Annotated in this window: 11 protein-coding genes; 7 read left to right on the top strand and 4 right to left on the bottom strand. The window is 73.2% G+C overall.

Annotated elements, in window-relative coordinates; translation table 11 throughout:
* Together treY and glgX are read right to left on the bottom strand one after the other, a co-directional pair.
* Positions 1-1,977, bottom strand: a 1,977-nt coding sequence (gene treY / locus ABZS51_RS40445; protein ID WP_355453003.1) for a malto-oligosyltrehalose synthase, incomplete at its 3' end; no start/stop codon positions are given.
* Positions 1,970-4,063: a glycogen debranching protein GlgX gene (gene glgX, locus ABZS51_RS40440; protein ID WP_310709335.1), complete on the bottom strand. Its 2,094-nt coding sequence runs from the start codon at positions 4,061-4,063 to the stop codon at positions 1,970-1,972. The genes treY and glgX, both read right to left, overlap by 8 nt.
* A gap of 157 nt (positions 4,064-4,220) precedes the next feature.
* Here glgX and mscL point away from each other — a divergent pair, with 157 nt between their 5' ends.
* The 3 genes from mscL to pip all read left to right on the top strand — a co-directional run bounded on the left by mscL (position 4,221) and on the right by pip (position 6,358).
* On the top strand, positions 4,221-4,655 hold the full coding sequence (gene mscL / locus ABZS51_RS40435; RefSeq protein WP_355453000.1) for a large conductance mechanosensitive channel protein MscL: 435 nt from the start codon (positions 4,221-4,223) through the stop codon (positions 4,653-4,655).
* Between the two features lie 121 nt (positions 4,656-4,776).
* Entirely contained in the window at positions 4,777-5,367 is a 591-nt protein-coding gene (locus ABZS51_RS40430; RefSeq protein ID WP_355452997.1) for a hypothetical protein, read from the top strand.
* Positions 5,368-5,386: 19 nt separating this feature from the next.
* Complete coding sequence (gene pip, locus ABZS51_RS40425; protein ID WP_355452994.1) at positions 5,387-6,358, top strand: prolyl aminopeptidase; 972 nt, start codon at positions 5,387-5,389, stop codon at positions 6,356-6,358.
* Here the strand turns inward: pip and ABZS51_RS40420 are convergent.
* Positions 6,312-6,860 (bottom strand): phosphatase PAP2 family protein, encoded by a 549-nt coding sequence (locus ABZS51_RS40420; protein WP_355452991.1) that lies wholly within the window; start codon positions 6,858-6,860, stop codon positions 6,312-6,314. The two genes, pip and ABZS51_RS40420, sit on opposite strands and share 47 nt — an antisense overlap.
* Before the next feature lie 190 nt (positions 6,861-7,050).
* Between ABZS51_RS40420 and ABZS51_RS40415 the strand changes: the two genes are divergently transcribed.
* Positions 7,051-7,845 (top strand): universal stress protein, encoded by a 795-nt coding sequence (locus ABZS51_RS40415; protein ID WP_310709340.1) that lies wholly within the window; start codon positions 7,051-7,053, stop codon positions 7,843-7,845.
* Positions 7,846-7,911: 66 nt separating this feature from the next.
* A complete protein-coding gene (locus tag ABZS51_RS40410; protein WP_355452988.1) occupies positions 7,912-9,984 on the top strand; it encodes a histidine kinase in 2,073 nt (690 codons plus the stop codon).
* Positions 9,985-9,991: 7 nt separating this feature from the next.
* On the opposite strand, the gene ABZS51_RS40405 is transcribed toward ABZS51_RS40410, so the two are convergent.
* Entirely contained in the window at positions 9,992-10,600 is a 609-nt protein-coding gene (locus ABZS51_RS40405) for a response regulator transcription factor (protein ID WP_355452984.1), read from the bottom strand.
* A gap of 98 nt (positions 10,601-10,698) precedes the next feature.
* On the opposite strand from ABZS51_RS40405, the gene ABZS51_RS40400 reads away from it, so the two are divergent.
* Together ABZS51_RS40400 and ABZS51_RS40395 are read left to right on the top strand one after the other, a co-directional pair.
* On the top strand, positions 10,699-11,430 hold the full coding sequence (locus ABZS51_RS40400; protein ID WP_310709343.1) for an ABC transporter ATP-binding protein: 732 nt from the start codon (positions 10,699-10,701) through the stop codon (positions 11,428-11,430).
* 17 nt (positions 11,431-11,447) lie between these two features.
* The coding region (locus ABZS51_RS40395; RefSeq protein ID WP_355452980.1) for an ABC transporter permease at positions 11,448-12,798 on the top strand (1,351 nt) is incomplete at its 3' end.

The following is a 12,798-nucleotide window of genomic DNA, read 5'->3' as shown; positions in this document are numbered from 1 at the left end:
GGTGGTGAGCGCGCCGTCCGTGACGGGGCCGGCGAACGCGCCGCCGCCCCGCGCGAAGGCGATCACGTGCTCGGCGGCCTCGCCGTCCGCCGCCAGCGGCGTGTACGCGGCGTCGGCGCCCAGGCGGCGGCGCAGCCGGAGCGCCTGGGTGGTGACCAGCAGCTTGGCCGCGTCCCACTCCGACGCGGGGGTGCGCGGGTAGCTGACGGGCCGCCGGTTGTCCGGGTCCACCAGGGAGAAGTCGGTCGTCTCGTTGCCCTGGTAGACGTCCGGGACGCCCGGCATCATGAGCTGCACCAGCTTGGCGCCCAGCGAGTTCGACATGGCGTAGCGGTCGATCCGCGAGGTGAACTCCCCGACGGGCAGCTTGACGGCGGCCTCGGCGAAGTCGCGCAGCCGCTGCTCGTAGCCGGGGTCGGGGTCGACCCAGGAGATGGCGGTCTTGGCCTCCCGCGCCGCCTTGAGCAGGTAGCCGGCGAACCGGTCGGCGGAGATCGGCCAGGCCGCCATGAGGTTCTGCCAGGCCAGGTAGTCGAGGTGGGGGTCGTGGGAGACAGCCGACGACCAGGCGGTGACGGCCTCCTCCCACTCCTCGGGCAGCTCCGACAGCACCGACAGCCGGGCGCGCACGTCCTCCGACCGCTTGGTGTCGTGCGTGGACAGCGTGGTCATCGAGTGGGGCCGCATCTGCGCGCAGAACGCGTGGAACTCCTCGACCGGGATCCCGAACACGTCCGGCTCGCCGCCCACCTCGTTGAGGCAGGACAGCGGGAACCACCGGTACAGCGCCGTGTCCTCGACGCCCTTGGCCATGACGGGCCCGCACGCCTGCTGGAAGCGGGTGACGACCTCCGGCGGGCCGTACAGGACCTGCTGGGCGAGCCGCTGCGCGGCCGGGGAGCAGGCCGCGGCGGCCCGCTCGACGATCTCGACCGACTCGGGCGGCGGCGGCTCCCCCGGCACGATGTAAGCCCGGTACACCGGCATCGCGGCCAGCAGCTCGGCCACCGTCTCCGGCTCGGCGCCGGTCGCCCCGGCCAGGCGCCGGACCTCGGCGCCGAAGAACAGGTCCAGGACCTCGCTCTTCGAGCGCGCCACCACCTCCCGGTAGTCGGCGGGCTGCCCGGTCAGGCGGGTGAACAGCTCCAGCAGCGGCGGCGCGCCAGCCGGGTCGACGAACAGGCCGTTGACGCGGTTGAGCACCTCGTAGCCGGTGGTGCCGTCGCACGGCCAGTCCTCCGGCAGCCGCTCGCCGCCGATGAGGATCTTCTCCACGACGGTCCACGTGTCGCCGGTCCTGGCGCGCAGCCGTTCGAGGTAGCCACGCGGCTCGGCGAGGCCGTCGGGGTGGTCGATCCGCAGCCCGTCGACGAGCCCCTCGTCGAGCAGCCAGAAGATCACCTCGTGGGTCGCGAAGAGCACCTCGGGGTCCTCGACCCGCAGCCCGATCAGCGTGGAGACGTCGAAGAAGCGCCGGTAGCCGGGCCCCTCGCGCCAGTCCACGAGCCGGTAGTGCCCCGGGTGGGGGAACTCGTGCTCGTGGTAGCGCAGCACGTCGCCGTCCACGACGGGCTCGGTGTCGTCGCCCAGCACGGGCAGCGCCACCTTCCCGTCCTCCCACTCGATGTCGAACCAGCGGGCGTACGGCGAGGCGGTCCCGTCGCGCAGCACCGACCAGAACTGGGCGTTGGTGGTGTTCATGTGGTTCGGCACGATGTCGACCACGATGCCGAGATCGTGAGCGGCGAGCTGCTCGGCCATCTCCCTGAAGCCCTTGGCGCCGCCGAACTCCTCGCGGATGCGCGAGTGGTCGGTGACGTCGTAGCCGTGCAGCGAGCCGGGGGTCGCCTGGAGGATCGGCGACAGGTAGACGTGGGTGACCCCCAGGTCGCGCAGGTGGCCGGCGATCTGCGCCACCTGCGCGAAGCCGAAGTCGGGGGTGAGCTGGACGCGGTAGGTCGACAGGGGCCTAGACACGACGCAGCACTCTCACACTGCGGCCGGGGACGCCCACCTTCTCACCGGCCCGGCAGACCCGGATGTCCAGGCTGATCGGCATCGCCGTGTCGATCTCGGTCTGCCACATCTCTCCGTAGTCCTTGGGGATCGTGAACTTGATGGTGTCGTGGTGGGCGTTGAACAGCAGCAGGAACGAGTCGTCGCGGATGGGCCGGCCGCGCCGGTCCGGCTCGGTGATGGCGTCGCCGTTCAGGAACACGGCCAGCGACCTGGCGTATCCGACGTTCCAGTCGGCGTCGGTCATCTCATCCCCGGCCGGGGTGAGCCAGGCGATGTCGCTCAGGCCGCGCACCGGCCGGCCGTAGAAGAACCGCCTGCGCCGGAACACCGGGTGCTTCTTGCGCAGCGCGGCCAGGCTCTGCGTGAACTCCAGCAGCAGCCAGTTCTCGCGCACGTCCGACCAGTCGACCCAGGTCAACTCGTTGTCCTGGCAGTAGCCGTTGTTGTTGCCGCGCTGGGTACGGCCCAGCTCGTCGCCGTGCGAGAGCATCGGCACGCCCTGCGACAGGAACAGCGTGGTCAGGAAGTTGCGCTTCTGCTGCTCGCGCAGCGACTCGACGGCCAGGTCGGCCGGGCCCTCGGCGCCGCAGTTCCAGGACCGGTTGTCGTCGCTGCCGTCGCGGTTGCCCTCCTTGTTGGCCTCATTGTGCTTGTGGTCGTACGAGACGAGGTCCTGCAGGGTGAAGCCGTCGTGGCAGGTGACGAAGTTGATCGAGGCGGCGGGGCGGCGGCTGTCGTCCTGGTAGAGGTCGCTGGAGCCGGTGAGCCGGGAGCCGAACTCCGGCAGCGTCGCCGCCTGCCCCCGCCACAGGTCACGGATGGTGTCGCGGTAGCGGCCGTTCCACTCGGTCCAGCGCGAGGGGAAATTGCCCACCTGGTAGCCGCCCGGGCCGACGTCCCACGGCTCGGCGATGAGCTTGACCTGCGACAGCACCGGGTCCTGCTGCACCAGGTCGAAGAAGGCGCTCAGCCGGTCCACCTCGTGCAGCTCGCGCGCCAGGGTGGAGGCGAGGTCGAAGCGGAAGCCGTCGACGTGCATCTCCGTCACCCAGTACCGCAGCGAGTCCATGATGAGCTGGAGCACGTGCGGCGAGCGCATCAGCAGGCTGTTGCCGGTGCCCGTGGTGTCCATGTAGTAGCGCGGGTCGCCGTCGACCAGCCGGTAGTAGTTGGCGTTGTCGATGCCCTTGAACCCGAGCGTGGGCCCCAGGTGGTTGCCCTCGGCCGTGTGGTTGTAGACGACGTCCAGGATGACCTCGATGCCCGCCTCGTGCAGGGCGCGCACCATGGCCTTGAACTCCGGCACCTGCCCGCCGCGCTGCCCCTGGCTGGAGTAGCGGTTGTGCGGGGCGAAGAAGCCGATCGAGTTGTAGCCCCAGTAGTTCGCCAGCCCCCGCTCCTCCAGGATGTGGTCGGTGACGAACTGGTGCACCGGCATCAGCTCGATGGCGGTCACCCCGAGCTTGGTCAGGTGGTCGAGGATCTCCGGGTGGCCCAGCGCCGCGTACGTGCCGCGCAGGTGCTCGGGGATCTTCGGGTGCGCGATGGTGAGCCCGCGCACATGCGCCTCGTAGATCACGGTGTCGTGGTACGGCGTGGCCGGCGGCCGGTCGTGGCCCCATCCGAAGAACGGGTTGATCACGATGGACCGCGGCATGTACGGGGCGGAGTCCATGTCGTTGCGCGAGTCGGGCTGGCCGAAGCGGTAGCCGTACACCGCCTCGTCCCACTTGACGTCACCCTCGATCGCCGTCGCGTACGGGTCGAGCAACAGCTTGTTCGGATTGCACCGCATGCCCTGCGCCGGGTCGTACGGCCCGTGGACGCGGTAACCGTAACGCTGGCCGGGGTTCACGCCGGGCAGGTAGCCGTGCCAGATGAACCCGTCCACCTCGGTCAGAGCCACCCGCGTCTCTTTGTTCTTCTCGTCGAACAGGCACAGCTCCACCTTGTCGGCGGCCTCGGTGTACAGCGCGAAGTTGGTGCCCGCGCCGTCATAGGTCGCCCCGAGCGGATAGGGGTCTCCCGGCCACACTTCGATCATCAAGGCTCCCTTACGGCTCTTCCCCATGTTCCGTTCCCCCGCTCCACCGGACAAGGCCGGCTCCCCGTAGACGGATCAGGTCCTTCCCACAGAACGGCCCCTTAGCCTGCCTCCGCGTCGCGTTTGACCGGCCGTCCCCCGGTCACGTAGGCGTTCCATGAGTGGATTCAAGAAGTTCCTCTTACGGGGCAACATCGTGGAGCTGGCCGTCGCGGTGATCGTGGGCGCGACGTTCAGCGGGCTCGTGCAGGCGCTCGTCGCCGATCTCATCACCCCGCTGATCGGCGCCGTGACCGGCGGGCGGAAGCCGGACTTCGCTCAGTACTCCTTCACCGTCAACGGCAGCCAGTTCAGGTACGGCGACTTCCTCAACCATCTCATCACCTTCCTCATCATCGCGGCGGTGGTGTACTGGCTGGTCGTCCTGCCGATGACGCGGCTGGTCAGCCTGTTCGACCGGGACCAGGAGGTCACGACCCGGCAGTGCCCGGAGTGCCTGAGCGACGTCCCGACGGAGGCGCGCCGGTGCGCCCACTGCACCTCGCCGCTGGTCCCCGACTCCGAGAAGCCGGCCGTGACCGAGCCCCGGTAGAAGCTTGGGGTGGACCGGGCGGGGACGGGCGGAAGCCGCAGAGGTGCCCAGTACGCATGGGGTGTGGGGTTTTGGCAGGTTGTGGGCTTCAAAGGGGCCGGGGGTTGGGCAGGATGGGCGGGTGAGCGTTGAGTTGATGGTCTGGGACGAGCCCGTGCCGATCTCCAGGGATCAGGCGCGGGCCGCGTACCTGGCCGCGAAGAAGGGCAGGCCGGTCCAGGGGGCGCTGCCGGAGGTCGCCAAGGAGCTGCCGGGGCTCGTCACGGTGTTCCCCGGGCACGTGCTGGTGACGATGGACCTGGAGTCGATGGACGAGATGTCCGGCCAGGTGTTCACCGTCGCGCGGGCGCACGGGCTGGTCTGCTACGACCCGCAGCGCGACCTCGTCCACAACGTCGGCCCGCTCGGCGTCCACCAGGGCATGCAGCTCCACACGGGCGACGGCATGGTGGTGCACGACCCGGACCTGGGGCTGGTCCACGACGTGCTGGCCACCCTGTCGGCGCAGAACCCGTTCGCGGCCCTGGTGACCTTCGGGCACCACTTCATCCAGGTGTCCCCCGCCGAGCATGGCGAGCCCGCGTACGAGGTGGAGTACAAGGAAGGGCACATGGTCCGGACGCTGATGCCGCGCCTCGACGAGGTCCGGCAGGCGTTCCACGAGTACGCCATCGGCGACCGGTCCTTCCTGAGCCGGCACGAGTGGTCCTGAGGGTGGCAGGATCGGCGGGATGAGAACCCATTACCCGCCCGTCGAGCCCTACGACTCCGGCTTCCTGGATGTGGGGGACGGCAACGAGATCTACTGGGAGCTGTGCGGCAACCCCGCCGGCAAGCCGGCCGTGATGCTGCACGGCGGCCCGGGCGGTGGGTGCACGGCCAAGCACCGCCGGCAGTGGAATCCCGACCTGTACAAGGTGGTGCTGTTCGACCAGCGCAACTGCGGGCGCAGCCGCCCCCACGCGAGCGACCCCGCCACGTCGCTGGAGCACAACACCACCTGGCACCTCGTCGCCGACATGGAGCGCCTGCGCGAGCATCTCGGCATCGAGGCGTGGCAGGTGTTCGGCGGGTCGTGGGGCAGCGCGCTCGCCCTGGCGTACGCGCAGACCCACCCGGAGCGCACGACCGAGCTCGTGCTGCGGGGGATCTTCACGCTGCGGCCCCAGGAGCTGCGCTGGTTCTACCAGGAGGGCGCCTCGTACCTGTTCCCCGACCGGTGGGAGGCGTACGTGGCGCCGATCCCCGAGGAGGAGCGGGGCGACCTGATCGCCGCCTTCCGCCGCCGGCTGGAGGGCGGCGACCCCGAGGCGCGGCTGGCGGCGGCGCGGGCGTGGGCGCAGTGGGAGGGCTCCACGGTCACGCTGCTGCCGGACGAGGAGCTGGTCGCGGACTTCGGCCAGGAGCGCATGGCGGTGGCCTTCGCCCGGATCGAGAACCACTACTTCACCCACCTGGGCTGGTTCGAGCCGGAGCAGCTCATCCGCGACGTCGGCAAGGTCCGCCACATCCCGGCCGTCATCGTGCAGGGCCGCTACGACGCCTGCACGCCCATGGTCACGGCCTGGGACCTGCACCGCGCGTGGCCCGAGGCGGAGTTCCACGTGGTGGCCGACGCGGGGCACTCCGCCACCGAGCCGGGCATCGTGGACCGGCTCATCGCGGCGACAGACGGCTTCGCGCCAGCCGTACCACCGGCGTGACCGCGCCGACCAGCAGCAACGTGCACAGCGGCGCCAGCGTCACCCCGATGAGGAAGCCCGCCGCCACGTCGTGCGGGTAGTGGACGCCGACGAACACCCGCGAGAACGCCATGACCGCCGCCAGCGGCAGCACCACCCAGGCAAGCGCGCGCCAGGCCAGCACCAGCGCGCCCGCCGCGCCGGCGGCGATCACGGCGTGGTTGCTGGGGAACGACCAGTCGTCCGGCGGCGGGCACGCGGTGATCGTCGCCACGCCCCCCCGGCACGGCCGGTCCTCCCTGACGACGGTCTTGACGACCTCGCTGACGACGTACGCGCACACCACTCCGGCCGGGCCGGCGATCGCGATCGCCAGGTCGCGCGCGGGCCCGTTGCGGGTCCGCCACCAGCACAGCACGAACAACGCCGCGAACAGGAACAGGCCGGCGTCGGTGCCCACCTCCGCGAGGGTGTGGAGCCATGCGGGCGTGCCGAGGGCGAAGTCGACGATGTCGCGGTACACACGTGTCCAATCGGTGAACGAGCAGTGACACGACTTTACGGAAGATCACCCGCTTTCGCGTCCGACTCCCGGCCGATTCCGGAGTGTCGCCGATCGGCCGATCGGCCGAGGGCCGGGCTGCACGAAGGTCAGGGCGCGGCACGCCGGATCGGCGGCGTAGGCGGAGTTCCGGCCGGGTAGAGAGGCATGCGTGATCGGAGAGCACGTGATCGTCGGCTACACCGCCGACGCGGGTGGACGTGACGCTCTCGCCCTCGGCGCCGCCATCACGCGCGTCACCGGCGGCGAGCTGACGGTGGCGACGGTCTACCCGCCCGGCAGTCCCGGCGAGGCCGTGGAGGCGCAGGCCAACCTGGCGCACGCCGCCGAGGAGCTGGGCGGCATGCCCGCCGAGTACATCACCTACGAGAGCCGGGGCGTGGGGCGCGGGCTGTCCGTCCTGGCCAGCCGGATCCGGGCCGACCTGGTCGTGGCAGGCTCGGCGGACGGCGGTCAGCGCGGGCGCATCGCGATCGGGTCCACCTCGGACCACCTGCTGCACCTGTCGCCGGAGGCGGTGATGCTGGCGCCCGCCGGGTACCGCCCGCCCGAGGAGGCGGGGCGGCTCACGCTCGCCTACGTCCACCGGCCCCAGTGCGACGCCGCCGTGGAGCGGGTGGCGCAGACGGCCCTTCGGCTGGGCGTGCCGCTGCGGCTCATCACGCTCGACCTCCGTACGGAGGACCCGGGCCGGCTCGGCGACGACCTGGCCCTCGCCGTACGGCTGGCGTGGGAGTCGACCGGCATCGAGGCCGAGGCGGAGATCGCCGAGGGGCACGACGTGGCCTCGGCCCTGGAGACGCTGGAGTGGACGCCCGGCGAGCTGCTGGTGTGCGCGGCCAGCGAGGACGCGCAGCCGCACCGGGTCTTCCTCGGGGAGCTGGCCATGAAGGTGCTGCGGGCCGCGCCGTGCCCGGTCACGGTGCTGCCGCGCGGGTTCGGCTGAGCCGGATCCGATCGGCGCGCCGCCCCTCCTAGGCTGGTGCCCTCACGGGTCACAGGGGGGGCAAGGGTGCGTCAGGCGCGGCTGATCGTGGTCATGGTGCTGGCCGGATTCGCCGGCGTGTACGTGATCGCGGGTTTCCCCGAGGCGGTGGCGGTCTTCGGTGTCCAGGTCGCGTATGTGCTGTGGCGCCGCTCCGGGTGGCTGCTCGCCGCGCAGGCCGTGCTGGTGGCCGGGCTGTCGGCCGGGCTCGGGTCGTCCGTGGCGGTGATCGGGTTCCTGGGCGGGGCGCTGCTGCTGTCGCGGTGGTGGGCGCTGACGCCCTTGGCGGTGCTGGGCGCGGCGGTGATCGAGCACGCGCGGCACGGCGAGGTGCGGGCCACCCTGGACGCCACGATCACGACGGCGCTGCTGTCGCTGCTCATCTACGGCATGGGGCGGCTGGTGGACCGGGCCGGCGAGCTGCACGCGAACCGCGCGGCGCTGGCGGTGGGCGCGGCGGCCGACGAGCGGCTGCGGATCGCGGCGGAGCTGAACGACGGCCTGGGCCGGAGCCTGGCGGTGATCGTCGAGGGTGTGCGGCGGGCCCTCGCGGGCGCCGACATGCCGGCCGAGGTGGTGCGGACGGCGCGGGAATCGCTGGCCACGGCCCGGGAGGCGGCCGCCGGCTACCGGGCCATGTCCCTCGGCCCCGAGCTGACGACCGCCCGCGCTCTGCTGGCCGCCGCCGGGATCGGGGCCGAGGTGCGCGAGGGGCACGCCGAGCCGCTGGGCCCGGCGGGCGCCGTGCTCGCCGCCGTGCTGCGGGAGGCGGTGACGGACGTCGTCCGGCTCGGCGCCGCCCGTACGTGCCTGATCGAGACCCTGGACACGGACGGGACGGTGCGGCTGCGCATCACGGACGACGGCCGGCGGACCGCCGAGGACGGCCGGCCGGGCGCGACGGCCGCGCAGGTGGAGGCGGCGGGCGGCGTCCTGTCCGCGGGCCTCGCCCCGGACGGCCGCTACGTCGTCGAGGCCGCGCTGCCCCACCGGGCCGCCGGCGAGGACGAGGCGGAGACGGGCCGGGCGACGTACGGCGAGTCGTACGGCGTGGTCCTCGGGCTGCTCGCGGCCGTGCTGGTGGGGTTCAGCGTGAAGGCCCTGCTGGCGCTGCCCGCGGGCATGGTGGCGCCCGCGGCGGCGGTCCTGGCCGTGATCGTCGCGATGCAGCTGCGGTCCGTCAACGGGCGGCACATGGTGGCGCTGGGCGTGATGACCGTGCTGGCGGTCGCGCCCGTGCCGGTGTTCGGGCCGGTGTGGCTGGGTGTGGCCGGGTTCGTGGCGGGGCCGGTGCTGCTGGCGTTCCGGTGGCGGGTGGCGTGGCCGCTCGTGGCGGCCGTGCTGGCCGCGGTGGCCGTCGCGGGGACGGCCTTCGGGCTGCCCTCCGCCGCCACGGCGAACTTCACGGTCAGCACCCTGGTCACCGGTCTCGTCGTGTACGGCCTGGTGCGGCTGGCCCGGCAGGTGAAGGAGCTCCAGGCCGCCCGCGAGGAGCTGGCCAGCGCGGCCGTCGTCGAGGAGCGCCTGCGGGCCGCCCGCGACCTGCACGACCTCCTCGGCCACAGCCTGGCCGCCATCCTGCTGAAGTGCGAGCTGGCCCGGCGGCTCGACCCCGCGCGGGCCCGTGCGGAGCTGACGGGCGTCATCGCCCTGGCCGAGCAGGCGGAGGCGGACCTGCGCTCGGTCTCCGGCGAGCACCGCGACCTGTCGCTGGCCTCCGAGGCGGCCTCGGCGCGCTCGGTGCTGTCGGCCGCGGGGGTGGAGGTCACCGTGGACCTCGCCCACCCGCCGCTGCCCGCCGAGGCCGAGACCGTGCTGAGCGCCGTCCTGCGGGAGGCCGTGACGAACGTGTTGCGCCACAGCTCCGCACGCCACTGCGCCGTCTCCACGGCGCTGGAGGACGGCGTGGTACGGCTGCGCGTCCGCAACGACGGCGCCCGGGGCGCGCGGGCCCGGCACGGCTCGTCCGGCATCGGCAACCTGACGACCCGGCTGGCCGCCCTCGACGGCCGCCTGACCACCGCCGCGGGGGACGGCTGGTTCGAGCTGGCGGCCGTGACACCCCTTCTCGCCACGCCCTGCCCGATCCCGGCGGCGTGAGCGGGCGTCAGATCCAGCCGGTCTCCGTGGCGATACGGACCGCGTCGGTGCGGTTGCGGGCGTTGAGCTTGGCCACGATGCCCGTCAGGTAGTTGCGGACCGTGCCCGCCGTCAGGTGCAGTTGGGCGGCGATGTCCGTGGCGTCGGCGCCGCCGGCGGCCAGGCGGAGCACGTCCGCCTCGCGGCCGGTCAGCGGGTTCTCCGCCAGCCCCCAGGCCGCCACCGCGAGCGAGGGGTCCAGCACCCGCTCCCCCGCCGCGACCTTGCGGATGGCCGCCACCAGGTCCTCCGGCGGCGCCGTCTTCAGCAGGAAGCCGTCCACCTGGGCCGCGAGCGCCCGGCGCAGGTGCCCCGGCTTGCCGTACCCGGTGAGCATGAGCATGCGGCACGACGGGACGCGGGCGCGGATCTCGCTCGCCGCGTCGAGGCCGTCGAGCCGGCCCGGCATGTCGATGTCCATGACGGCCACGTCCGGCCGGTGGGCCGGCGCGGCGGCGACGGCGGCGTCGCCCGAGTCCACGGCCGCCACGACCTCCAGGTCGGCCTCCAGGCCCAGCAGCGCCGCCAGCGCGCCCCTGACCACGTGCTGATCTTCTGCCAGCAGTACGCGAATCACGGGCACATGTCTATCAGTGTCCGGTTCATGATGGCGTCATGGTCGACCGGTGATCGCGTCTCTGGTCCGGGGGCGGCCCGCCGAGCAGGCTTGAGGGCATGACGGACGTGGTGCGGCTCGACGCCGTGAGCAAGGTGTACGGGAAGGGGCAGGGGGCCGTGGCCGCCCTGCGCGAGGTGTCCGTGGCGATCCCGCGCGGGAGCTTCACGGCGGTGATGGGGCCGTCGGGATCGGGCAAGAGCACGTTCCTGCACTGCGCGGCCGGGCTGGACGTCCCGACCTCGGGCTCGGTGCGGCTGGGCGGCACGGAGCTGGCCGGCATGGACGAGACCCGGCTGACCGAGCTGCGCAGGCGGCGGGTCGGGTTCGTGTTCCAGTCGTTCAACCTGGTGCCGTCGCTGACGGTGACGGAGAACGTGACGCTGCCCCTGCGCCTGGCCGGGGCCCGCGTGGACGCGTTCTGGGCGGCGGAGCTGCTGCGCCGGGTCGGCATGGACGGGCGGGCCGGGCGGCGGCCGGCGGAGCTGTCGGGCGGCCAGCAGCAGCGGGCGGCGATCGCCCGGGCGCTGGTGACGAAGCCGGAGGTGGTCTTCGGCGACGAGCCGACCGGGGCGCTGGACACGATGACGGCCCGGGGCGTGCTGACGCTGCTGCGCGAGGTGGTGGAGGGCATGGGCCAGACCGTGGTGATGGTCACCCACGACCCGGTGGCCGCCTCGTACGCCGACACCGTGCTGTTCCTGGCCGACGGGCGGATCGTGGACGCGATGGGCGCGCCGTCGGCCGACAAGGTGGCCGAGCGCATGACGCGGCTGGGGGCGTGGACGTGATGGCGAGGTCCCAGGGGATGACGGGGTTCGCGGTCCGCTCGCTGCGGCATCGCAAGGCGGGGGTGGCGGGGGCGTTCGTGGCGCTGCTCTGCGCCGCGGCGCTGGTGTGCGCCTGCCTGATGCTGCTGGACACGGGGCTGCGCGGCACGGTCGCGCCGCAGCGCTACGCGGGGGCGCCGCTGGTCGTGGCCGGTGACCGCTTCGTGCGGCAGACGGTGACCTCGGGCGACAAGGTGAAGACCAAGGCCAAGCCGCTGGCGGAGCGGGCGTGGATCCCCGCCGGGCTGGCGGACGAGCTGCGCGCGGCGCCCGGGGTGTCGCGGGTGGTCCCGGAGGTGACGTTCCCGTTCGGCGCGGCGCTGGGGCACGGGTGGGAGTCGGCCGCGCTCACGCCGTTCGCGATCGCATCGGGACGGGAGCCGCGGACGGCGGGCGAGGTGGTGGTCGACGCCCGCGCCGGGCTGGCCGTCGGCGCGCGGCTGGGCCGTCATCGGGTCGTCGGCGTGACCGCGCAGGCGCTGCCGGGGCAGGACACGGTGTTCCTGTCCACGGCGGAGGCGCGCCGGCTGGCCGGCCGCGCGGGGCTGGTGAGCGCGATCGGGGTGTTCCCCCGGGTGGACGTCTCCGCCGTGCTGGCCGCGCACGCGGGCGACAAGCGGAACGCCGCTCCTGTCGCCTACACCGGGGACGGGCGCGGGGCGGTCGAGTTCCTGGACGCCGAGAAGGCGCGGACCCGGCTGGTGAGCCTGGGCGGCGCGCTCGGCGGCACCTCGCTGCTGGTGGCGATCCTCGTCGTGGCCGGCACGTTCGCCCTGTCGGTGCAGCAGCGGCAGCGGGAGATCGCGCTGCTGCGGGCCGTGGCCGCCACGCCCCGGCAGGTGCGCCGGCTGCTGGGCGGCGAGGCGGTGCTGCTCGGGCTGGCCGCCGGGACGCTCGGCTCGGCGGCGGGGATGGGACTGGGGTTCTGGCTGCGGTCGAGATTCGTGGCGCTCGGCGCGATGCCGGAGAACCTGGAGCTGGTGGTGAGCCCGTTCCCGGCGCTGGCCGCGCTCGTCGCGACCGTGGCGGCGGCCTGGGTGGCGGCCCTGGTGTCGGCGCGGCGGGCCACCCGGATCAGGCCGGTGGAGGCCCTGGGCGAGGCGGCGCTGGAGAGCGGCCGTCCGGCGACGGGCCGGATCGTCGCGGGAGCGGTGCTGGCGGCCGGCGGCGCGGCGCTGGCGCTGGTGCTGTCCGGGCTGGAGACGGAGGCGGCGGCGAGCCCGGTGACGATGCTCACCGCGCTGGTGTGGGCGGCGGCCGGGGCGCTGCTCGGTCCGGTGCTGGCGCGGGCGGCGGTCGCGGCGCTCGGGACGCCGCTGGACGCCCTCG

Origin of the sequence: Nonomuraea sp. NPDC005501, assembly GCF_040605905.1 — a bacterium.
Lineage (GTDB): Bacteria > Actinomycetota > Actinomycetes > Streptosporangiales > Streptosporangiaceae > Nonomuraea.
Note: the sequence above shows the minus strand (reverse complement) of the source record. Positions and strands in the feature narration are given on the sequence as shown.